The following is a 23,378-nucleotide window of genomic DNA, read 5'->3' as shown; positions in this document are numbered from 1 at the left end:
TCCCCTCCCTTTGTCTCTTTCTGTCTCTATTATATGTTTTTCCCCCCGTGGGACCATGGTCCATATAAATGAAAGTTATTTTCAAGTATAGATCGTTATTTTACCAACTCCAGCTCGCTATTGAAATAGTAACTTTGGCCTGCTTCGGCATGAAGGATCGTTCTTTGTTTGCCCCAACAAATGGTGAACGTTCCCGGCGAGAAGGTGTGAATGTTCGTAGATGTCAGCTTTCCATTCTCCCAGACGATGTCAACCTCGGCATTCCCTTTTGCCCTCAGCCCGGTTATTGAGCCAGTGCTCCATGCCTGTGGCAGCGCTGGGAGGAGGTAAATTTCGCCCGCATAACTTTGCAGGAGCATCTCCGCTACGACAGCTGTACCGCCGAAATTTCCATCAACGACGAAAATATTACTCTCTGCTCCAGCAATGCCGGATTTGGAATAGGTGAACAGATTATCGAAGCACAGGCCGCCGATCAAGTGTGAGAGGTGTTTATAAGCCGTCTCCCCATCATGCAATCTTGCAAAACCCAGTCCAAACAAAGCAGCTGTAAATTCAACATCCTCTAGCTCTTCCTGAACCATGCGGTTCTCCAGCGTTACTCGTGCTGCCGCACTGAGTTCCGGTGTACGGTCAGGTGTAATCTGACTGTCCGGATACAGCGCATACATATGAGACAAATGCCGATGCTCCGGCTGCACCTCCTCATAATCCTCCAGCCACTCCTGTAACTGGCCTTTCTTGCCGATCTGTAGAGGTGGAAGCTTGCTGATTGCATCTTCCAGCTTGCGTCCCAGTTCCTCGTCTTTGTTCAAAAGCCTTACTGAAGTGAGACAAAATTCGAAGAGCCTGCGCACCAGCATCTGGTCCATTGTTGTTCCCATGGACAGCTGCTGTGCCCCATCTCTCGAATTACCGGAATAGAAATGATTCTCCGGCGAATTGGAAGGACCCGTCACCAACCAACCGTTCTGAGGATGCTCACACATGTAGTCCAGATAGAAGGCCGCGGATTCTTTAAGTACAGGATAGGCTACATTCTCAAGGAAAACATGATCCTGACTGTACTCATAATGCTCAATCAGGTGTGTAGCCAGCCATAATCCGCCCGTAACGTTCAGCCCCCACGAGGTCTCCCATCCAGGCAACGTAAAGCCCCATACATTGGAGAAGACATGAGCGACCCATCCGTCGCATCCATATACATTGTGAGCCGTTTCTCTGCCCGCCTGTGCCAGATCCTCAACATACCGAAATAACGGAAGATGGCTCTCTCCGAGATTCGTAATCTCTGTGGGGTAATAATTCATCTGGGTATTCACATCAAGGTGATAATCACAGCTCCAGCCCATTCGGCATGCTTCACCATCATTCCAGATTCCCTGGAGATGGAGTGGCAGCGGAGAGTTCTCGCGAGAGCCCGCAATGGTCAGATACCGTCCATATTGAAGAAACAATGCGAACAGCTGCGGATCTTCATCCCCATCACCCTGTTCCAACAAACGAATACGCTGATCTGTAGCCAGACCGGATTTCCCCTTGACCCCCAACTGAATATCTACCTTGTCATATTGCTCGCTGTAATCGCGAATATGATCCTCCCTCAGCAAGGCATACCCCTTGTTTAAAGCCTTCAACAGCGTATACTCGTTCTCCGTTTCCCAATCCTGATCTGAACGACGATAATCCGTACTTACACTAAAATAAATCCATGCCTCATCCGCTCCGGTCACGTTCAATCGACCATCTCTACTTGCGATGGTCCCCCCGGATATAACCAACTTGACCAAACCCTTGGCCCATACGCCGCAAGTCCCATCACTATGTACATCTTCCGTTGCCTGCCCTTGGAATTCAAGCGTGTTGTCATCTAAGGCTACAACCTTGAATGATTCCGTGCCTGCCTGCAAGCCAAGTGTAAAGGATACGCCACCCGGAGAATCGCTCCAAATTCGGGAGGCCACTATATCATCGGCGTGAGAAGCGAAAACTTCACGAAGAATCGTGATGTCGTCATCCTTCCAGAAAGCCCCGGCCAGCGCATGAGTCAGATCCAGCTCACGTTGGAAGCTTCCAGCTTCATCAGAACCCGAGTTCTTCTTCCCAAAATCAATAACAACATCACATAATCCAAGATGGGTGCCGAAATTACGTTTCTTTGGCTGTAAATGCTGTTTGGCAAGACGATCCCCTCCATCATAATCGCCAGCGAAGAAATAACCGCGCATCTCTTCCAGTGCAGCCTTGCCTCCTTCGGAAGGGTGCTCCGGGTCAATCCGACCCGACCAGTAGGTGACCTCGCTCATACTCCATACTTCTCGATGCGATGACGCCATAACAACCGCCCCTATTCTTCCATTGCCCAGCGGCAGGCCTTGAGACCAATCCGCTGCAGGGGTTGAATACCACAAAGTAAAATCGTTCATATCATGTCCTCCAGTCCAATAATGATTATCTTTAGAGATAGACTCATTCCCCAAAATAGACAAACGCGCGATCTGTGAGAGACAAAAGCGCGCGTTTGACTTTGTTTTTATATCCTAAAACCGATCACAGCTCTGGGTTGTCATTTCTCCCAGTCAGTTTCCTTTCACGGTCAATCTGAAGATTTTGGATTCCGCCGGTTCCAGCGAGACAGTAAGCTCTCCAGACGTTTCCCCTTGCGAACCTTCCCACAGATCTTGCAAACTGTATATGGCATTGGCGTTTAGCCCGGCCCGCTCCAGCGAGATGGATTTAACTGCAGCCTGTGCAGCATCAAAGTTGAAGACGGCGAGATAGAAACTCTTCTCTTCCGGCGATTCAAGAACAAACACGTCAGAAGACAGCTTCCCAAAATCGCCTTCAACTGGACGGAAGGTTTTGCCCATACGAGCAACGTTCAAAATATCCTTGTTACCAAGCCACTCTCTTGCTCGTTCGGCAGCATCCTCTTTGCGGAAGTCATCCCCGAGTAGAAGCACCGTACCGGCAATGACTGAAGCAGTCAGACGGCTACGTCCTTCATTCCAGCCAGTAGCTTCCTGGTTGAAGCTCTTGTATAACACGGAATGATCAGGATCATTGTAGCGATAGAGCGTATTGCTCATCCACCAACCGTGTGTCAACGAGTTCAGCAGATATTCCGTATCCGAAAGTGTACCGAAGACATCACAGGAAATACGGCGGCTGTGGGCAAAAGCATATGGAAATAATGGAGCGATGGACAAGTTAATGAAAAATGGCCGTCCGATTACTTCTGGCGAGAGCTTATGTTGCAAATAAGACATCCCATAGTGATAAGCCGCAATCCCTGTTGTAATATCCGAATTGTGGTGCTGTCCTTCCAGCGAACCATGTGCCAAGAAATCCAGCTTGATATATTCGAAGCCTTCTGAGATGAATTTGTCCGTGAACCAGTCGATTCTTTGCAGGTTGCCAGGATGTGTCGGGTCAATTGCCAGACCACCGTCTACATCCGGCAGGATTTCTCCCTCACTGTCACGCAGCAGAATGTCTCCATAGGTGTATTTGCCGTTCGTTCCTTCGACTGCCTGACCGAACTGATCAGGCCCTCCCCAGAAGGCAAATGGGGTCCAGTACGTTCCCGCTCTATGTCCATTTTGCCGCACCCGGTCCAGTGCACTCTTCATCTCTTCCGGCGTAAAATTGTCCCAGAAAGCATCAAAGTTGATGTATAACGTATCCTCATTCTCGAATCCAAGCGGCTGTACTTCATTTTTTAGAAAATCGCTGGTCGCTGTATACAGATCATAGTCCAGATCACTCATGGCCGCAGACCAGCTGTTCCATCCGATCGGGACACCGCCCTCCCAAGGTAATTGAGCCTCAATCCAGGTATTAGCCTGACCGTAGGCTTCAAGACCTTCACGGTAGTCTTCATAGAACCCGATGAATACCAGGGGAGATTCAACTCTTTTTCCCTTCACATAACCATGAGGCTGGGAATCGCGAGTCAATTCACTCACGGCACCGCCGTACAGATCAAGTCCCTCGATATGTCCGCTTTTTTCGCTTTGCATACGAATCCCTGTTTTCCATACCTTGTGCGTAAGGGAACCCATCACAATTCCCCGGCGGCTGTCGGGCGCGAACAAGGCTGTCGCCTCGTAACTCTCCACATCAAGCGGCGGCTTAACCACCGTATATCTGACCCATTTATCGTTGTCAAACGGTACACGCAGAATACTCGGTTCATCTCCGCCGAGTGATATGGTTTTGGATTGGATGACAGCCATGCGATTCGCCTTAAGCTCTTCATCACCGACTATAGCGGTCTGCACCAGTACAAACGGTGAGGATTCATACATATAGAAATGCTGCTCCAGTTGCGGCAGCAACGAGGCTTTATGCAGAACGACCAAGCGGATGCCTTTTCCAAATCCTTCTCGAACAATATCTTCCTGTGCCGTCAGCTCATGGTTCTGATAATGATCCGTGCTGTATTCTCGACCTTGCCAGCGAAAAGCACTACGAATGCCCTTCACATGGGAAGAATGGTTGCCGATGCAGGACACTTCACCATTTTCAAGATTGATCTCCAGACTCACATGCCCGTTTGTAACGCTTACAAGATTAACATTCTGTTGCTGCACTTGTACGGCTGTATCGCTAGTTAGCATTATATGCCTCCTTATTGTTGCATGCTGTGCCCTGAGCGGAGCTGGTTATGTCTCTCCTGCCCAAGTCTGCCCTCATTATAAAGACCGAATAGAGCATTTTCCATGCAACGATCTTCCGATCCATAACGCGATTTAACTCAACTTAACCCAGTAGGTACGTCCTGCAGATGTAGGGAAGCTTATGATATTTAAATCGATGTCCTCCGTCTCAACCACGTTGCCGTCAAGAGTTACCACAACTGGACCTTCACCTCTAAGCACGCAGTCCCGGCCCAGGTGTGAAGTGATGTGCGATTCTGCAAGTTGTCCTTTGTCCCACCGGATGCTGACCTCAAAGCCGCCTCGGGCACGCAGTCCGGAAACGCTGCCCTGCTGCCAATCATCCGGCAGTGCAGGAAGCAATTCCATATAAGGACGGTGAGATTGCAACAGCATTTCGGCAATCCCGGCAGAGGCGGCGAAGTTGCCGTCGATCTGAAACGGAGGATGTGCGCCCAGAAGATTCGGATATACACCGCCATGGTTGTATTGTTCCGACGCTCCATCTCTGACCAGGCGTAACATGTTGGAGAGTAGACGCAGGGAACGATTTCCTTCTCTGAAACGACTCCAAAGCGCAACACGCCATCCCAGGCTCCAGCCCGTGCTTTCGTCTCCCCGCCGCTCAAGTGAGGTTCTGGCGGCGACAAACAACTCTGGTGTCTCTTCGTCCGAAAGCTGTCGACCCGGATACACACCTACCAGATGCGAGGTATGCCGGTGGTAAATGTCCTCATCCTCATAGTCCTTCGACCACTCCTGCAATTGGCCATATTTTCCGACTTGCAGCGGCAGAAGACGTTCGCGGATGCTCACCAGTTCTTTTCTGAAATCCGGGTCCGTTCCAAGAATCTCCGAGGCTTCAATACAGTTGGTGAACAACTCCCAGATTAATGAGATATCCATGGTTGAACCCGGACTGACCGCTGCTACACCTTCCGCTGTTCGGAATTTATGCTCCGGCGAAGTCGAAGGTGAAGTCACAAGGTGACCGCTACCATCGTCAATGAGCCAGTCCAGAGCGAACAGTGCAGCTTCCTTCATCACTGGATAAGCGGAATTCCGCAAATACGTCTCATCTCCGCTGAAGGCATAATGCTCCCATAAATGCTGGGTCAGCCAAATACCTCCCATCGGCCAGAAGGCCCAGCTTGGATCACCGTCACCATAATTGCCTACCGGTGCCGTCTGTCCCCAGATATCCGTGTTATGATGCGTGGTCCAGCCGCGGGTGCCATAGTTGACCTGTGCGGTCTCAACGCCCTTCTTCGCCAAATTGCTGATCAAGTCCAGCAATGGCTCATGGCATTCAGCCAAATTGCATATTTCAGCCGGCCAATAGTTCATTTCGGTGTTAATATTCAGCGTGTAATTGCTGCTCCAGGGAGGACGAGTTACTGCATTCCATATGCCCTGAAGATTTGCAGCCTGCGTTCCCGGACGGGAGCTTGAGATCAGCAAGTAGCGCCCATAATGAAAGAGAAGTTCCACAAGCCCCGGATCCTCCGCCCCATAGGTCGTAATCCGCTGTTCAGTGGACATCTCCTCCGGAGCAGGTGAATTCCCAAGCTGAAGCTTCACCCGATCGAAGAGCAAACGGTAATCCGCAATATGTGAGTCAAGCAGGCTGTCATATGGCTTGGCTACCGCCTCATTCAGAAATGAACTTGCAGTGAAGGAAGCATCTTTTCCCCCGACTCCTGGAATGGCATCCATCCCATTAAAACTTGTAGCCGCACTGAAATAAAAGGTTGCCGTTGTCGCACCCAATACATGAATTCCACTGCCATCCACCGTTACCTGTCCGTCCTCTGTCTTCACCGCTAGCTGTCCTTCAAAGACCATGCCCTTGTTATTTCCGGGGTCACCATATCGGATCGGGTCGTCGCTTGCAAAGTAGCTGGGATCTACATTCTCCGGGGCTGTTCCTTCCAGAACAAAGCGGCCTTCCCTAACACTAGTCGCATGCCGAAGCGGGCTATCCAGTGACGCATGTACATTCAGCGCTCCTTCCACACTTGCAGCTAGCCGCAGTACAATTACCTGATCAGGATGCGACGCAAACATTTCACGGGTATATATAACATGGCCAATCTGATATTCAAGGCTGTGCACTGCATTTTCTACATCCAGAGTCCGCTTGTAGGAATGGTAGATGTCCCCGTGCTCAAAACGCAGGAGTAAATCCCCGAAAGGCAGATAGGACTGGGTGTACGGACCCAACATCTCTTTGGTCAGCGTGTCTGCTTCCGTATAACGTTCCTCCTGTAACAGCTTGCGAACCTTTGGTAGAGCCTCCTTTGCGCCAGGATTACTGCCGTTCTTCGGATAACCAGACCACAGAGTGTCCTCATTCAAGCTGATTTTCTCCTGCTCCACCCCACCAAAAATCATGCCGCCCAGACGGCCATTACCTATGGGAAGCCCTTCGGTCCATACATGTGCAGGTTTGTCATATTGAAGTTTCATGTGCACTCTCCCTCATGATTTCTCATTTGTTAGTCAGTTCCTTCTGGAACATTAGTGAACGTATTATCCACAATGTCAACCTCGCTGCAGGCGGTTGCATAGACTGCTTCTTCAACGCAGGATAACTTTCCTGTCTCGCTGGAGGACCATATTTTATTCGACTTGAAAACCAACCCACGGGTGGACTTGGCGCTTAGAATCGGGACATCACTACAAGTTTCGAAACGGTTATTCAGGATAACGACCTGTCGGTGGACGGGAGCGCTCTCATCAACCACCACATTCTCCGGGGATATGAATATCACGGGATGCTCACTGCCGCCACATTCAATAAAATGGTTATCGGTGATCGTCACATCCTCTACCCTTCCGGACTCATACCAGGAAACGGCATCCACCGCAATCAAAATAGCATTCATGGACATGCGTTCAAACGTATTCCCGGTAATCAGCACTTTCCGACGAGTCGTTATGAGTATGCCTCGTGTTGGCACTCGGGCAAAATGATTATTTGTAATTTCCACTTCTGGTGTCCAGGTTACATTCTCAATGACATCATGGCTGCCAATACCGTCCGGTACCGGATGAGCAAGAGTGAGCAAGAGCTCACGAGCACTTAAACGCTCAACCGCAACCACATTGTTGGAGGCGTAGGTCGTCAACGAACCCGAACGGACAAATTCGATCTCATCACCAGGATAAAACGCTGGAAGCCCATACGTCTGGGGATGCATGAATCGAACCTTCACGCAATCCACTGCCGGCTGATCTACAATTCGTAAATAGGTACCGTGGACATTGACAGGATCATCATGCGAACCGGAAAAATAGCTGTCCCTTACGGCAACCTTGCCTCTGCAGCTGGACATGTGCAGAAAATCCGCAAAGCCGGCAACCGTACGTTCCGTTTCGGTGCGGGGAGCCAGGTTCATCCGTGAGAAGGTCAGATTTGTGCTGAACTGTCCGACGACCCCGAGTCCGTGCAGAAAATGCAGACTCACGTCTCTCCACGTTATATCGGAGCATTCGGTCATAAAAGCTCCAACTTGATCACGAATGCCATCGCGGTTTTGTAGTACATAACCAGGGACCACATCAGGTTGAAAATCAAAATGCAAACGGATGGTCATGGGCTCAAGCTCTTCCACAGATTGGGCCAATTCCAGCCAATTGTCGATTCGCCAGGTTGTATTCCGCAATGGATCATAGGTTTGCATGGGACCCTTCGCAAAACTCCAGCCTTCACCGAGCCAGGTTAGCTTGTTGTCCCGAATCTGATAACGGGAATCGGGGTGAATCCGGGCATCGAAATAATGCTTTCCGCTTGAGATAATCGTCATCTCGGTCACCGTCGGCTGGTGATAATCCGTACGCAGGTTGCGAATCTCCACATTCGTGCAATGGTCCAGCAGAAACAGGGTCTGTTTGCCGTGGAAAATAAAAAGGGAGCCGTTTCCCTCCAGTGTTACATCGTTCATCCCTTTCAGCAAAATAGCAATGGTCTTGGTTACGTCTGGGTTCTCTTCTTCACTCGTAGTATTGGAGATATAATAAGGAGCACGAATCGCCTCCTCCGGGTAGAAATGATATCTGCCTCTCGCACAGTCCAGCACCACCGGACCAGGGATTTCGGCCGCCGCCTGAATTGCACGAGCCATGGCTGGCTGGGTGTCCAACTCAGAGTCCGGCACAGCGCCATAATCCGTCAGTCTTATCGTCGTGGAATTCGTGATATGTTCTTGTTCAGTCACAGGAATGTTGATCCCCCCCTTCTTGGTATGTAACGCATTCATTGCTTATCCTCTATCATCACATATACTCCATCATCATACTTCTCTTCTGCCTAAATACAAGAAAAATCAGGTGCCGGTACATCATAGGCACCTGATTCAGATATCGCTGTTAATTACTTGCTAGTGTCATATGCTTTTTGCAAAATTTCCAGATAACGATCGAGCTTCAGGTTCTGTAAACCTTTCACATAAGCGTCCCAGTCCTTATTCAAATCCTTGTTGCCTGTAATGAATTGCAATTCATTTTGCTCAATGTAGTTTCTGATATTGGTTTGCAGCAAGCTGGCTTCGTCAATTTCGTTTGGATCAATCCAGACGGACCAGATAGGGAACAGCTCTTTCGGCTCATGCCCTTCGTACAACAGCGATGCGTCATATAATCTACGCTCATAACCATTGGATGCATAAATATCTGTGCCTTGAACGAAGGTATCACGATATTCTTTTGGCATATAGAAGTGAGCCATACCGCTCCAGCCCGCATTACGTGGTGCCTCACCTTCAGCCATAGGGATTTGTTTCACTACAGGTTTAACGTCTTTACCCAGTGCCACATCACCATCCACCGGGTCAGTCCAGTCAATCCCCTTCATACCGCTTGCACCGTTCGTTTGGCCTTCTGGTGTGAACATGTAGTCAACCATTTTGATCAGGGCAATCTGTGCTTCTTCACTCGCCTTATTCGTGATTACAAATTTCGCTCCTGGAGATACACCGCCCGCATCATGCGTCGCATAGGACACACCCTGTGGTCCAGAAATCGGTGCCAGCGGGTTATAGTGCGCCGAGCGAGTATTGCCTTCATCGATGTTTACGAAGATCGCTGGATGCATGGCTGCACCGGCACCCAAAATTTCAGCATCTGCATTTTCACCGATTTTTTTGAACGCTTCTGCGTTTTGTGTGAATGCACCAGGGTCAATCAGACCTGCGTCAAAGAGGGACTTGATGTAAGTCAGTCCTTCTTTCCATTCTGGTGTAATTGCCGCAGATTGAACTTTTCCATTTTCCATTTGCAGATAGTTTCTGTCATCATCATAGACAAATGCATTCATCAGGAACGGAATAATCCGTACGCCGAACTCCTCTATGGAACCACTCAGCGGCACCTCGTCTGCTTTGCCGTTTCCGTTCGGGTCCTGCGTTTTAAATGCTTGCAGCACGTTTTTGAATTCTTCGGTAGTCTTTGGCATTTCCAGATTCAGCTTTTTCAGCCAATCAGTATTAATCCACATCTTGCTCGGGTAGGAGCAGTGGAAACATTCCGTATACGCAACAAGTCCATAGATATTGCCATCAGGCGCTGTATTAAGCGTTTTCAAATTAGGGTTCTTCTCCATAGCTGCTTTGATGTTAGGAGCGTATTGATCAATGAGATCGTTCAAAGGAACGAGCACACCCTGCTTGCCATACTTCAGCAGATCTGCCTGAGAGAATTGGTCTATATAGTGGGTCAGCAGATAGGCATCAGGGTAGTCGCCGCTTGCCAGCGAGATTTGCCGCTTTTCCTTGGCCCCATCCGATGGGTTGATCTCCCAATTGAATTTGATATTGAATTTGTCTTCCACAAATGCAGTGAATTTATTGGTCGGAATATCAATGCTAGAGTCCTGAACCGCGAACACGCTGATATTCACCTTGCCGCCCTCTTCCGAGCTCCCCTGTTGTGCAGTAGACGAGCTGCCATTGGAACACCCGCTCATGACAACTGTGAATGCCACTACAAGCATCAATAACGTTACCATACTTTTCTTCAAATCTGATCACTCCCTTTTTGTAGTTTACCAGTTGAGACGATGGTACCTTGCGTATGAACTGTCTATATCTTCTTTCTCCATACACCGAATCTAAGGATCAACCTTTAACAGAACCGACCAGCATCCCCTGTACAAAATGACGCTGTACAAATGGATAGATGACAAGTACAGGCAAAGTGGCGACCACAATTAACGAATATTTTAACAGTTCGGTAAGCTGCTGTCTTTCCACCATTTTCGCGACGTCCATGGCACCCGAACCGTTATTTTGAATGATGATACTCCGCAAGATGAGTTGCAGCGGGAACAGGTCTGCCGATTTGAGGTAGATCAGGGCATCAAAGTACGCATTCCACTGCCCCACAGCATACATGAGAACCAGCACGGCGATGATTGGCTTCGATAACGGGAGTACAACACTCCAGATAAATCGCATATCACTACAGCCGTCAATTTCACTGGCTTCCAGAAGCTCCCCCGGAATAGAAGATTGAAAGAACGAGCGAGCAATAATAACTTGCCATACCCAGATTGCATTCGGGATCAGTAACGCCCAGCGAGTATCAATCAGATGAAGCTGCTTCACCACCATATAGGTCGGAATCAGCCCACCACTGAAAATCATGGTGAAGGTAATGATCATCATCAGGGTGTTCCTGCCGAAAAAGGTTTTGCGTGACAACGGATAGGCAATCATGATGGTCAGCACTACACTGATCAGGGTACCGGCGACCGTATAGAAAATGGAGTTACCGTAGCCGATTAGAATCTCAGGTGTATTAAATAATGCCTTGTAGCCGTTGAAGGAAATATCTACGGGCCAGAGCCATACCCGACCGGAAGTTACTGCTGCCGGGCTGCTGATTGAGCTGCTGACGATAAATATCAGTGGGTAAATGACCACCAGCGCCACGATACTGAGCAAAATGTAGATTGTAATCAGAAACGTTTTGTCCACGGCGGACTCTTTAATCTTGGTTTGAACGTTTGCAGCCATAGGTGAACTCCTTTCCTACCAAATGCTATTCTTAGTAACTCTCTTCGCCAAACCATTCACCGTAACCAGTAAGACCAGATTGATCAGTGAGTTGAACAGCCCTACGGCAGTTGCAAAGCTATAGTTGGCATTCAACAGGCCGACTCGGTAGACATAGGTTGCAATGATTTCAGAATTAGCCAGATTGAGCGGATTTTGTAGCAGGTAGACTTTCTCAAAGCCAATCGCCATGACATTTCCGACATTCAGGATCAAAATGATAACAATGGTTGGCACCAGCCCTGGCAGATCCACGTGACGGATTTTTTGAAAACGCGAGGCTCCATCGACTTTGGCCGCTTCGTACAATGTGGGATCGATTCCGGCAAGTGCTGCCAAATAAATAACCGCACTGTAGCCCGCAGTCTGCCAAATGTCGGACCAGACGTAGATCGAGCGGAACATGCCCGGCTCACCCAGAAAATTCACGGAATCCAGCCCAAAGAAGTTCAGTGCGATGTTTACAAATCCGAGCCGCGGTGCCAGGAACAGCATAATCATGGACACCATCACGACCGTTGAGATGAAATAGGGTGCAAAGGATACGAGTTGGACGAATTTCTTGAACTTGGCTCCTCGTACCTCGTTAATCATGAGTGCGAGCACAATCGGAATTGGAAATCCGGCCAACACTAAATAGCCGCTTAGCAAAATAGTGTTCTTCACCAGGGTCCAGAATAATGGGTTCTCAAAGAATAGACGAAAGTTTTGAAAACCAACCCAATCACTTCCCCATATTCCCTTGATGACGTTATAGTCCTTAAAAGCAAGAACCGCATTGATCATCGGATAATACTTGAAGATGAGAAAAAATAGCAAGGGCGGAATCACCAGTAGATGTAACTGCCAGTGCTTCATCATTCTTTTGCGGGCATTGGTCAGAAAACCAGGTGCCTTCGGCTGTGTTGATGTCTTGTGATTTAATACGATTTCCTTCTCCAGAACAATCCCCCCTTACTAGCTGTCTGCGATGCGTAAATTATGATAGCGCTTTCTTGATTCTGATCATAGTCGATTTTGATGTCCCATAAACAGGTACACCTGCGCCGTTACACGTACAGTTATCCTGTTTTTGGGGGCACACATCCGCAGTACGACAGCCATTTTTCCATTACGGAGGCGTATTCGCAAAAAAAGACCGCATTGTCCGGAACACGGACAACACAGTCTATGGGTCTTCCTTTCATTTAATCGTCAACCGATTGTCTATACACACTGGGCGAAACGCCATTCAATCGTTTGAAGGCCCTCCTGAAGGAGTGAGAACTATTATAACCTACCCGTGACGCAATCTCGTCCACCGTATAATTGCTCTCTTTCAACAAAATCACAGCCTGATCCATTCGGACTTTGATCAGGTGATCGGAAAAATTAACCCCCGTAAACTCTTTGAATAATTGAGAAATGTATTTCTCAGGCCGCTCCACATGCTCTGCCACCCGATACAGAGTCAGCTCTGTATCTGAATACATTTTCGCAGTATATTCCTTAATCTGTTTGATGATTTGAATATGAGCATCCTTCTTCTTGTTTGCAATAACGGAGCACAGCTCTTCCATGATCTCATAAAACTCAGCTTTGATCGTTTCGAGCGGCTCCGAGGAACCAATATCAATGACCCGCCGTTTCACATTCTCGATGGAGGCATATTCCGTAAACGCCTTTTGATCCAGCAACTTGAGAAAAGTCCCCTTCATTTCTCCAACAAGTTGATGCTTCATTTCCATGGACAACTCCCGCTGCTCCATGTTCTGCACAATGATTGCATCGACAATTCGTTTGGCCTCTTCAAGTTCCCCTGCACGGATCGTGCCAATCAGTCGTTGCTCCGAATCCAGCGGGTAATAATACGTTGTATTTTCGGTTTGGGCTTCGTTGTTCCACATCATGCCTTTTTTGTTCATGTAGACTGCATACTCCAGCGCCTGATTGGCCTGATCAAAGGATAGACTGACCTCTGTCAACGATGTGAAGAGATTTCCGAATCCTGACTGGATGGTCATCCTGTATTCATTGAACACATACTGTGCCAGATTCTCCATGATATGCGTGATATCTTCCTTTTCACGATCCATTTCGGAGTCGGTTTCCTTGGAAAAGAACAGGATGACCACTTTATCCGAGCCCATATCGGTCATCAGGACATCCACATCCAGTTCAGCCAAAGCCTGCTTCAACAGTAGTCGTGAGGCATTCAGTTCATTCAAAATCTCAACGCTGTCCATACTGGCATAACCCTTAATCTGGACAATTCCTGCATATCCCGTACCTTGATACAAATTAATATCTGCTTGTTCGGCGGCGGAAAGAATCTCATCCCGCGATTTGAATTCGCCGGAGATCAACCGCTTCAGGAAGGCATCCCTGACCAGTGGGAGCTGGCGATTCAATTCGGATTCGAGCAGCTTGTTCTTGGTAAGCATATCAGCGATATTTCCACTCAAAAAGTCAAATTCATTTTTGGGAGCCGATTCATCCTTCCCAAACTGCTCTTTCATTACACTTAACAGTCGATTGATTGGAACGCTGTTGCGATAGGCCAGCACAAGTCCAACAATCAGTCCGATGAGCAGTGTGCCGCCTGTAATCAGCATTGTCATCCCCTTGATCCTGTTTGCATTCTCCATCAGAACATGACGGGGAATGCCCGCTTGGTATACCCATCCGTTCTTATCAGATCTTGTAGTGATCACAAGATCATCTCCATAGAACTGGCTGACTCTGCTTGGATCAAAATGAGAGTCCGAGGCCATTTTCACCATCTCGGGCTCAGAGCTCCCTTGCAGCGCGATGGTATTTCCCTCCGCATCGCTGATATGAACCCAGCCACCGTATCGGTCATTCAGGCTGGACAACAGACTAAGAATCATTTTCTCGTCAATGATTACAACGGCGACAGCCGGTGAAGAATCATTGAAGCTGTCCAGAGGCAATGACTGCATATATGTGATTACTGAAGTCTGCTTTCCCCTACTGACATAGGAACTGAGCGGTTTAATCTCACTCCGGTGGGTCTTCCCTAACACGTCCTTCATCCATTCTTCCAACGAAAGATCGTTATAACGGAAATCAGTGTAATAGTGATTCGGTCTGTAAGAAGAACCCGGGGTCAAAATTAGATTGTAATTCGCAAGATAAATATAATAATTTTGCAGAAAATCATTGGTCTGTCCAAAGGTCAACACATTTTCCATCGTTCTCCATATCCCATATACGTTGGTTTCGTTGTCCCTTTCATTCATCAGAACGTTCAATTCCTGATTGACCGCAAGCTGTCGGGTGAAGCCCTCCACTTCCGCCATGCGGCCCTCCAATATTTCCTGGCTTTTCTGAAGTTGGGTAACACTATTCTCAATGGAAATGGACTGTGTTACGGAGATGGAAGTCAGATAAGACATATAACCGCCAATGCTGGGTATAACCAAAATGATCACGTAGGAAATTAAAAATTTACGAAAAACATTGGAATATTTAATGGGTAACCCTCCTCCCCCTCCTTGAGGTATTGGTAGCGTTATCAAAGATAATAATATTTTCCGGGTTAGTCAATTGTTTTATCTCATTCTTTAATCGTGTTTCATTCGGGAATGAATAAAAGGCAACGATAAAAAGAAGATTATCATTGCTTTTTTTAACATTTCCGAAGTTCTTTGGTTTGAGATGATAACTCCTTATCATTCAGAAAAAAGGGGCCAAGATGGCCCCCAATCCTAGTTCACATCATTTCTTCTTTGGTTCTTCCCCCTCTGTCCGGGGTTTTACAACCTGATCGACCGATGCTGCTTCAACATCGCCAAAGGCCCAGTGTGTGGAAGGAACATCCTTCCATTGTGGCTGCGAAACGTTCGTGAGCGGTGCTCTGCCCAAAGCCCTGTTGATAGCTACAACGGCTTCCGCTCTTGTCAGTAAGGCATTCGGTCGAAAAGTTCCATCACTATAGCCTTTCAGAATGCCTGCGCTTTGCGCTTTCAAAATGGCTTCCTTGGCCCAGTGGCTGCCGATATCAGAGAATCCATTGCCTGGAGTTCCGGAATCCGGACCGAGAAGGGCCACAAGACTGGCCATCTCCGCACGAGTCAATGACTGATTGGGCTTAAACGTGCCATCCTTGTACCCATTCATCAGCCCCATCTTGCTTACCTTAGCAATGGCGTCGGCTCCCCAATATTCAGATTTAACGTCACTGAATGCAACAGCAGATCCCGTGGCTTCTTTCTCAGATACCATTGCGAGTATGGTTGCCATCTCAGCACGGGTGACCTTGTTATCCGGCTTGAACAAACCGCCCGGATATCCTTGAATATATGCCTTATACCCTATATCCTGACCACCCTCCGTACCTGTTGTCCCGTCAGTAGTTCCGGATTCAGGAGTTGGCGCTGGCACAGAAGTGTCTGAGGGCTGAACGACTGGAGTCGATGGTCCGCCTGGATTGGATGGACCACCTGGATTCGACGGATTCGTTGGTTCACCGTTTCCGTTTCCAGTGGGGACAGTAAATTTCAGTTGATCGGCCAGCATGAGCTCACCGGATTTCTTCACAACTTTGATTGTATGCTGGCCACTTGCCAGTCCCGAGATGCTGTAAATCTCCTGCTGAATCTGCCGGCTTGGACTGTAGGCGTTCACGGTTTGCACCAGCTGTCCGTCTAAATAAATATCCACTTCTCCCTGCTCCGGTCCCGTAGGTGTAATCAAGCTTATTCCGGTCCCCTTGAAGGTGTATTCGAAGAAATCTCCATCCACCGTCGTAGAATGTACGTCATTGAGATAATCACCGCCGAAGGAAAAACTGAGATTCAACGTTCCCACGGGCTGGGCAGCAAGATACGTTTTGCTCAGTGTAACGTGGTCGCCATTAATCGTATAATCAGTCCCCCGAACCAGTTCATTGGAGCCGTTGGTAATGCCTTTAAAGCTTTCCGCCTGGATCAGCAGCGTTACATCAATGTCAGCCTGAGCGGAAGCTGACTTGTCGAAATCCGCGGTTACCGGATTAATTAGATTCGGAAGCTCAACTTTGAGCATATCGAGCAGCATGTAGTCCCCCGATTTCTTCACTGCCTTGAGCGTGTGCTGCCCATCCGGCAGCCCCGAGATGCTGTACAGGTTCTGCTGTGCCAGCCGACCGTTACGATGGGCGCTGACTGTTTCCTTGAATTGGTCGTCAACATAGATATCCATGTCTCCCTGTGACTGGTCAACCTCCGTAAATAACTGGATCCCCGTTCCCTTGAAGGTGTATTCAAAAGAATCATCGTTTTTTTCGGTATACTGCACGTCGTCCTTATAGTCACCCAAACCTCTGCCAGTGCTTCGTGACCAGGAGCCGTTGTACTTGATTGCCGGATCGTCGTTATTGATCATTATAAATCGAATGCCCGTAGTATCGCTGATCCTTATTGCCAAAGACTGCGGATCACCCGCGCTAAAGATTACGTTTAGACTCGTTGTCCCTATAGGCAGCTGCGTGAGGTACTGCTTCTTGATAGTCAGCTTGTCATTGACCACCGTGTAGTCGTCTTCACTGAGCAGCACCCCGTCATTTTCAACGCCGGTCAGCGTATTGCCGTTCAAGGACAGCCTCACGGTGACATCCTTCTGTTGTTCCGTCTCCTTGTCAAAGTCTGCAGAGGCCGGACTAATGGTGCTGTTCTGCCCTCCAGGAGGAATTTCCATGGTTACTCTAAGCGCATCCAGCAACATATACTTGCCCGAGCCCTTGACCACCTTCAAGGTATGTGGGCCGTTGTCCAAATCAAGTTTGCTGTACAAAACCTGCTGGACTTCCCTTTCTCCACTGGTATAGGCGCTTACAGTTTCAGGTGCTCCATTATCGAGGGTGACAATCATGTCTCCTTGGTCTTTATCCTTCTCCGTCAGTAGTTCAATGCCTGTGCCCGTGAAACTATACTCAAAATAATCGCCGTCTTTTTCAGTAAAATGCACATCGCCATTGTAATCGCCGTAACTTCTGCCGGTATTGGAGTTCCATGAGCCCGTGTATTTAATACTGCTGTCATCATCATTAATGTAGACCTCATTGGTAACAGTGGCATCTTCCACGGAAATTGAATTTGCAGCATTGTCAGCTTCAGCGTCCAAGGCACCCGCTTGACTGCTATTCGTTGGACCAGTGCCCGAGGAATCCTTAATCGCTATGCTCAGATCCTGTCTCCCATCTGTCTGCTCCTTGCCCCCGTTGCGCTGCCAATCCCCGCTATAGAGCATGCCTGTATCATCGTCATTGACGGCTGATGTGCCTTTCAACGCTGTTACTTTAAGCATTCGAGAAGCATGGGGTTCCAGCACGCCGCCACTGAATTCCTTATTAAAGGTTCCCAGTTCGGAACGACTCCACAGGTCGCGGACCGAAGCAGGACCGTTGAGGCCAAGATCGCTCCATTTGACTTTAACCTCCGCACTCTGGTCGCCCAAATTGAACAAGGCTACACTGTAAGTACCATCTCCGTTATTGGCATACCAAACCTGCTGCTGGGTCTCCATGGAAACCGGATGGCCTGGACGTCCGGCCTGATTGACGGCAATGACTTCGTCATTCGTAAGCAATTCCAATCCATAGCTGTCTAGCCTTGTTAAATCATTGCCTGTATAGAGTGGCGCTGAAGAGATAGACCAGAAGGTCGTGGCGGTTTGCCGCTCAACCTTGGTCAGACCATCCATCGAGCCATTCCCGACATTCAGGGAATCGAAATCGTTCCAGCCCCCTGGCCCTGCATCACGCCACCAGATGGCTGCTATGGGGAATAAGCGGGAAATACTCGACCATTCGGTCAATCCCTTACTGCTGTCATAGGCTTCAACATCCCAGTCAATACGCCAGCCGTTCGCATACTTTTTCCAGAAGTCCACGTAATTGTGGTCAAGCGCCCAGGAAAGCTCAAACCAGATGTTATTTCTGTCCAGGGCTTTGGACCATGCCTCCACATCGCCGCGTGCATCCCGGCTCAGGTTATTGATTCCCGATCCTGGAGTCACACTGTCGAATTTGACAAAGTTGATGCCCCACTCGCCAAGAAGATCCGCGATTGAGTCAATGTACTTCTGTGAGCAAGGGTTCGTAAAATCAATTTTGTAAGTGTACGAATCCCAAGCATCCATAATAACGAGAGGCTGTACCGCAATATCCTGCATACGACATGCTCCGCCCGTCCCATAAACCTCAAGATTTTTGTTATAGGCGGTAATCGATAACCCCGGAATCAGATAAATCCCGATCTTCTGTCCGTTATTATGAACATAGTCGATGACCTCCTGAAATCCGTTCGGATAAAGAACTTCACTCGGAATAGGACGGCCGTATTCATCCTCGTCACCGTTCCAGCCAGCATCAATATTAATGTATTCATATCCATGGGCTTGCAGCTTCTCGCGCATGGCGTCCGATTGCTTCTTAATACTCTCGGCCGATGTCCAGTTACCCGCCCCGTCATATACCTGCATGCTGTAACTGCTCCAACCCATATACGGCTTTTGGGCCAGACTCTTATCTGCTGCTTGTGCCACATTACCTGTCGTTCCGATTATCCCGAACTGCACTGCCGCAATCATGATTACCATGAAACACATTGCCATCCTTTTTCCGATTCGTTTCAAATTATCCCTACCCCCTCTGAATTTGGTCGTTCAAACCCTTGTTGATAGCGCTTCCATACGAGAAGAGAATAGTGGATGAAAGATTTCCAGGATAGGTACAATTCGGTATTTTACGTACAATTAACCTGAAATATAGGGGCAAACCGTCGCAGAACGAACACATTTCCATTACTGGATAAATAAACAAAGTTTTTTTCTCTGCTCAAGTTGAAGGAATGGGTTGAAAAGAATTAGGATGAGCAAATATCAAAATCCGTAAACAAATAAAAAAGGTTCCTAAAGTGGCAACAATGCCATTCTAGGAACCTTTTTCGTATTACATATGATGCGGTCGAGAGGACTCGAACCTCCACGGGGGTTAGCCCACACGGACCTGAACCGTGCGCGTCTGCCAATTCCGCCACGACCGCGTATGTCGTATCTCCGAGAAATTATATCGCGGCGACAAGAAATAATATATCATGTGCAGGTAATTAGTGTCAACAAAAAAATAATTCCCCTTCAATGATAAAGCCTTTTAAAAATTATATCTTGGAAGGCCAGTTGCCGTACCAGGCATACCCGCCTCTTCTTTCCTTATCGATATCGCTGAGTTTATATTTCACAACCCCATCACGTCCTACGAAGATCGGTTTATCCGTTCCAATTTCGTAAAAACGTGCCCAAATTGGCGCTGCACCTGAATCAGCTACGAGTTTGCTACTTCATAAATCCTTGTTCCTGCAGGTTTAAGGGAGCTGGAATCATGCAGCTGTCCCCATGCAGTCAGTTTACCATTCGCTACAACCTGTGTATTAAGAGCATCTACGCCTTTGGCAACTGATTTTTTACTGCGATCCGCAAGAGAGCTGTCAATGAATGAGAAATCACCTTTACGTGCACCTACTTCATCCAACATGTACATGACATTATCATGGCATCATCGTAAGTTGATTCCTTTGATGGCAGCAGCCGAATACCGCGGATCATTCGTCTTTTTAAATTCCTTGGCTAATCTTCTAATTTCTGAGTATGTAGCTTTGTTATCAATCGTAGATTTGGCCCACTCACCACTTGTTTCTTTGTACTCCTTCTTCCATCCCCCGTCAGGACGTTGATTAGGCAAAATATCTGAGATACTTGCTGTCGTTCCAGATACTTAACCTAAAGCTATCGTCTAATTGTATATGAGAAAACCAATAAAGTGTCCAATTTTTCTCCATTTGAAACAGTAGTTACTTTTTTGTCATCTATTAAAACTCAACATTCGAGTTATTTCTACATAAATAGCGATAATTCCGTTAACATTGAGATGATAAGAAGTGTTCAAGATCGGTTTGACATTTTCGCATTTATGCAATATAGTTTCAAAAGGTTACAAAAACTTAATTATTCATTTGCCGAGTTTCATGTTTGAAAACGGGGGAACCATTTTGGGTGAATTATTCTTATACATAGGAAATATAGGGAACCTTCTACCGAACCCTTAGCTAACTCCGTAGGCATCGAAGGGAGAACAAAAATTTTGAAAAAGCTTATCATCTCCATTTTTGGAGCAGCAGTTCTATTTACATCCGGTGCAGCAAGCACAGAGGCAAGCAGTATTAACACCGTCGTTAACAACATGACTGGCATACCTTACAAATGGGGCGGCACAACAATGGCCGGATTTGATTGCTCTGGATTTATGAGATATATTTTCAACAAATATAGCATTGAATTGCCACGAACTTCCCAGCAACAAGCTAAGGCCGGAACTCCGGTATCCAAAGCTAATCTGCGTACTGGGGACCTGGTATTCTTTAATACGATGGGTAATGGCATTTCACATACAGGTGTATATATCGGGGGCGGACAATTCGCTCATGCTTCAAGCAGCAAGGGTGTCAGCATCACACAATTATCCAATCCTTACTTCAACGATCGTTACGTAACAGCACGCCGGGTAACAGGACAGTTTATGTATAACAAAATGCTGGGCAAAATATAAGTTAAACACGAAAAGGCTTCGGTTATAACCGGAGCCTTTTCTTTGTCTACATTGATTTTCTACAGACGTAAAGTCGTAATCAGTCTGCAATCAAAACTTTTAATGTAATGCCTTCTGTACTCTCATTGCACCCTGAGACAGCGCATGACCTCCGCCTACTGCTCCAGCCACAGCAACCGTCTCCATAATCTCCTGATCGGTCGCTCCTTTGGCACGTGCCTCTTCCACATGGTAAAACGTACATACCTCATTGTTTGCAAACAAACCAATGCCCAGCGCAATCAGCTGTTTGGTCTTGGCATCAATCGCCCCTGCCTGAAAACATTCTCCAGTGAACTCATGATAAGACTTCACCACAGCTGGCAGCACATCGCTTAATTCACCAATCTGATCTTTATAGGCATGAACCTTATCATTCATCAATGTCACGGTTATCGCACATCCTCTCGGCTGATATGTTACAAGCTCTGACTGTACCTATCTTTTCTCCTGAGAGGTGCAATTATGCCAAAACATCCATGGTAAATGAACCTAAAAACGCATGTCCTATTCTTCGAGCGGGCTCTTACGTGGTTCGCTGAACAACTGATACTGGTAATTCCGGTCAAGTTTGACCACACGACGATTCTGACGGCGAATGAGTACCTGCTCCCCGTCCCAGGCCACTACAATACCTGTCACATCATTGGACTGAATCTCGTCCCGTACTACCCTTACTTTTTCACCTGATAAACGCAGTGCATCCAATTGTGCATCACTGATCATATTTCCGACGCCTACTTTCCCAAAAAAATTATTTACAAAAAGAGACCTAAATGAAAAGTCATTTAGGTCTCACGTGACTGTATTGGACTGTCATGTCATTCGAAAGTATGTCCCGACTAAAAGTTACCGCTGCGCGTGCTCTTTGCTGTCGTTCTTCTCAAACCAAAAATCAAGCACTTTGGCGGACATCACACGTTCTTCAAGGTACTCCACTTGATGCGGTGTAAATTGTTCTTTCCAAGAGAAGGACAACTCTTCGCACAAGCCTACAATCGTCAGCAATTCTGACCAGGCAACGTAGCGTTTGTACCAGAAAAATTGAGGATGTTCAATCATATAGGGATAAAGGTCATCGAATTCCGTATGTTTACAATCCAGGGCACGCTCAAAATGTACTTTCGATTCCGCCAGCTTATCAATAAAAAATTGTTCTGTTGCCGGTTGGTTACCCATGGTGTTGCCTCCTCTCCCTAACATAACCCCATTATAAATGAAATCAGCGGTCATGCAAAGGCATTGTTATAAAAATAGGCACTTTTTCCTTTAAAAAGTCACAATTCGTTATCGTCAAATTGCACGGTGCCATCGTTCAGTGAACGAATGCGCACCAACGCTTCAACCGGGATGCCCTGCTCACGAATAGTGCGCGCTCCGGCCTGAAAACATTTTTCGACCACGACACCGAATCCGACCAGTTCCGCACCCGAACGTTCGATAATTTTGATGACACCACGAGCGGCATCGCCATTCGCAATAATATCGTCAATAAACAAAATACGGTCATTCTCATGAATATATTCACGGGACACCATAATATCCGTTACGATCCCTTTGGTAAAAGAAGGTACTCTTTCACAGTAGGCGTCGGGGTCAGCCAAAAGTGTTTTTTTGCGACGGGCAAATACCAGCGGAACACCTAGTTCATGTGCGGCAGCAAAGGCGACCGGTATCCCGGAAGACTCCACTGTAATGACCCGAGTTACACCACTTTCACGGAAACGAGCGGCAAATTCACGTCCCATTTCCATCGTCAATGCAGGATCAATCTGGTGATTCAGCAGACCATCCAGCTTAAGCACCTGATCTGACATGACTACACCTTCTTGTAAAATTCGTTGTTTCAATACTTCCATAATTTGACCTCCCAAGCCTATCCTATGACGTAAAAGTATCATAGATCCGGCTATCAGTTCAAGCGAAATTGCCTTTGCACTTGTCCAGAGCATAGAAATGACCCTATGTCACACTTCAATAGTCATGACTTTGGTGGGTCAAGCATACCTTGTACCATGGCACCCGCATGTCCAAACT

The 23,378-nt window shown here is 47.6% G+C and carries 15 protein-coding genes, 1 tRNA gene, 1 pseudogene and 1 riboswitch; of the genes and pseudogenes, 1 reads left to right on the top strand and 16 read right to left on the bottom strand.

Annotated elements, in window-relative coordinates:
- Nucleotides 1-95: 95 nt before the first annotated feature.
- The 12 genes and pseudogenes from ACDJ58_RS09030 to ACDJ58_RS08975 all read right to left on the bottom strand — a co-directional run bounded on the left by ACDJ58_RS09030 (nucleotide 96) and on the right by ACDJ58_RS08975 (nucleotide 20,438).
- The gene (locus tag ACDJ58_RS09030; protein ID WP_413377214.1) at nucleotides 96-2,426 is read right to left on the bottom strand and encodes a glycosyl hydrolase family 95 catalytic domain-containing protein; all 2,331 of its coding nucleotides are present in this window, start codon (nucleotides 2,424-2,426) and stop codon (nucleotides 96-98) included.
- 153 nt (nucleotides 2,427-2,579) lie between these two features.
- The gene (locus tag ACDJ58_RS09025; RefSeq protein WP_413377212.1) at nucleotides 2,580-4,622 is read right to left on the bottom strand and encodes an alpha-galactosidase; all 2,043 of its coding nucleotides are present in this window, start codon (nucleotides 4,620-4,622) and stop codon (nucleotides 2,580-2,582) included.
- Between the two features lie 132 nt (nucleotides 4,623-4,754).
- Nucleotides 4,755-7,130 carry a glycosyl hydrolase family 95 catalytic domain-containing protein gene (locus ACDJ58_RS09020; protein ID WP_413377210.1) on the bottom strand — a complete coding sequence of 792 codons (2,376 nt, stop codon included), beginning with the start codon at nucleotides 7,128-7,130 and terminating at the stop codon, nucleotides 4,755-4,757.
- Between the two features lie 29 nt (nucleotides 7,131-7,159).
- Entirely contained in the window at nucleotides 7,160-8,923 is a 1,764-nt protein-coding gene (locus ACDJ58_RS09015) for a right-handed parallel beta-helix repeat-containing protein (RefSeq protein WP_413377208.1), read from the bottom strand.
- 113 nt (nucleotides 8,924-9,036) lie between these two features.
- The gene (locus ACDJ58_RS09010; RefSeq protein WP_413377206.1) at nucleotides 9,037-10,680 is read right to left on the bottom strand and encodes an extracellular solute-binding protein; all 1,644 of its coding nucleotides are present in this window, start codon (nucleotides 10,678-10,680) and stop codon (nucleotides 9,037-9,039) included.
- 97 nt (nucleotides 10,681-10,777) lie between these two features.
- Nucleotides 10,778-11,677: a carbohydrate ABC transporter permease gene (locus tag ACDJ58_RS09005; RefSeq protein ID WP_413377204.1), complete on the bottom strand. Its 900-nt coding sequence runs from the start codon at nucleotides 11,675-11,677 to the stop codon at nucleotides 10,778-10,780.
- 15 nt (nucleotides 11,678-11,692) lie between these two features.
- Complete coding sequence (locus ACDJ58_RS09000) at nucleotides 11,693-12,547, bottom strand: ABC transporter permease (protein ID WP_413379565.1); 855 nt, start codon at nucleotides 12,545-12,547, stop codon at nucleotides 11,693-11,695.
- Between the two features lie 356 nt (nucleotides 12,548-12,903).
- Nucleotides 12,904-15,150: a helix-turn-helix domain-containing protein gene (locus tag ACDJ58_RS08995; protein WP_413377202.1), complete on the bottom strand. Its 2,247-nt coding sequence runs from the start codon at nucleotides 15,148-15,150 to the stop codon at nucleotides 12,904-12,906.
- A gap of 286 nt (nucleotides 15,151-15,436) precedes the next feature.
- Nucleotides 15,437-19,297 (bottom strand): X2-like carbohydrate binding domain-containing protein, encoded by a 3,861-nt coding sequence (locus tag ACDJ58_RS08990; RefSeq protein WP_413377200.1) that lies wholly within the window; start codon nucleotides 19,295-19,297, stop codon nucleotides 15,437-15,439.
- A 362-nt stretch (nucleotides 19,298-19,659) separates the two neighbouring features.
- Nucleotides 19,660-19,743 (bottom strand) — tRNA-Leu (locus ACDJ58_RS08985).
- A gap of 114 nt (nucleotides 19,744-19,857) precedes the next feature.
- On the bottom strand, nucleotides 19,858-19,980 hold the full coding sequence (locus ACDJ58_RS08980; RefSeq protein WP_413379563.1) for a pectate lyase: 123 nt from the start codon (nucleotides 19,978-19,980) through the stop codon (nucleotides 19,858-19,860).
- A 41-nt stretch (nucleotides 19,981-20,021) separates the two neighbouring features.
- Nucleotides 20,022-20,438 (bottom strand): annotated as a pseudogene (locus ACDJ58_RS08975) (pectate lyase).
- Nucleotides 20,439-20,700: 262 nt separating this feature from the next.
- A riboswitch (cyclic di-AMP (ydaO/yuaA leader) is annotated at nucleotides 20,701-20,832 on the top strand.
- 5 nt (nucleotides 20,833-20,837) lie between these two features.
- Here ACDJ58_RS08975 and ACDJ58_RS08970 point away from each other — a divergent pair.
- Nucleotides 20,838-21,302 (top strand): C40 family peptidase, encoded by a 465-nt coding sequence (locus ACDJ58_RS08970; protein ID WP_163760330.1) that lies wholly within the window; start codon nucleotides 20,838-20,840, stop codon nucleotides 21,300-21,302.
- Between the two features lie 99 nt (nucleotides 21,303-21,401).
- Here ACDJ58_RS08970 and ACDJ58_RS08965 read toward each other — a convergent pair whose 3' ends face one another.
- The 4 genes from ACDJ58_RS08965 to ACDJ58_RS08950 all read right to left on the bottom strand — a co-directional run bounded on the left by ACDJ58_RS08965 (nucleotide 21,402) and on the right by ACDJ58_RS08950 (nucleotide 23,200).
- The gene (locus ACDJ58_RS08965) at nucleotides 21,402-21,731 is read right to left on the bottom strand and encodes a carboxymuconolactone decarboxylase family protein (protein WP_062322073.1); all 330 of its coding nucleotides are present in this window, start codon (nucleotides 21,729-21,731) and stop codon (nucleotides 21,402-21,404) included.
- 117 nt (nucleotides 21,732-21,848) lie between these two features.
- Nucleotides 21,849-22,067, bottom strand: coding sequence for a hypothetical protein (locus ACDJ58_RS08960; protein ID WP_413377197.1), 219 nt, complete (start codon nucleotides 22,065-22,067; stop codon nucleotides 21,849-21,851).
- Between the two features lie 123 nt (nucleotides 22,068-22,190).
- On the bottom strand, nucleotides 22,191-22,520 hold the full coding sequence (locus tag ACDJ58_RS08955; protein ID WP_024629266.1) for a hypothetical protein: 330 nt from the start codon (nucleotides 22,518-22,520) through the stop codon (nucleotides 22,191-22,193).
- A gap of 98 nt (nucleotides 22,521-22,618) precedes the next feature.
- Nucleotides 22,619-23,200 carry a xanthine phosphoribosyltransferase gene (locus tag ACDJ58_RS08950; RefSeq protein ID WP_063564778.1) on the bottom strand — a complete coding sequence of 194 codons (582 nt, stop codon included), beginning with the start codon at nucleotides 23,198-23,200 and terminating at the stop codon, nucleotides 22,619-22,621.
- Between the last annotated feature and the right edge of the window lie 178 nt (nucleotides 23,201-23,378).

Source organism: Paenibacillus taichungensis (assembly GCF_047302525.1).
In the GTDB taxonomy this organism is placed as follows: Bacteria; Bacillota; Bacilli; order Paenibacillales; family Paenibacillaceae; genus Paenibacillus; species Paenibacillus taichungensis_B.
This window is presented reverse-complemented; position numbering and strand designations above follow the sequence as displayed.

Excerpts from the sequence above, each read along its gene's own strand:
- ACDJ58_RS09030 (WP_413377214.1), bottom strand. The coding sequence starts at position 2,426 with ATGAACGATTTTACTTTGTGGTATTCAACCCCTGCAGCGGATTGGTCT.
- ACDJ58_RS09025 (WP_413377212.1), bottom strand. The coding sequence starts at position 4,622 with ATGCTAACTAGCGATACAGCCGTACAAGTGCAGCAACAGAATGTTAAT.
- ACDJ58_RS09020 (WP_413377210.1), bottom strand. The coding sequence starts at position 7,130 with ATGAAACTTCAATATGACAAACCTGCACATGTATGGACCGAAGGGCTT.
- ACDJ58_RS09015 (WP_413377208.1), bottom strand. The coding sequence starts at position 8,923 with ATGAATGCGTTACATACCAAGAAGGGGGGGATCAACATTCCTGTGACT.
- ACDJ58_RS09005 (WP_413377204.1), bottom strand. The coding sequence starts at position 11,677 with ATGGCTGCAAACGTTCAAACCAAGATTAAAGAGTCCGCCGTGGACAAA.
- ACDJ58_RS08990 (WP_413377200.1), bottom strand. The coding sequence starts at position 19,297 with ATGGTAATCATGATTGCGGCAGTGCAGTTCGGGATAATCGGAACGACA.
- ACDJ58_RS08960 (WP_413377197.1), bottom strand. The coding sequence starts at position 22,067 with ATGATCAGTGATGCACAATTGGATGCACTGCGTTTATCAGGTGAAAAA.
- ACDJ58_RS08955 (WP_024629266.1), bottom strand. The coding sequence starts at position 22,520 with ATGGGTAACCAACCGGCAACAGAACAATTTTTTATTGATAAGCTGGCG.
- ACDJ58_RS08950 (WP_063564778.1), bottom strand. The coding sequence starts at position 23,200 with ATGGAAGTATTGAAACAACGAATTTTACAAGAAGGTGTAGTCATGTCA.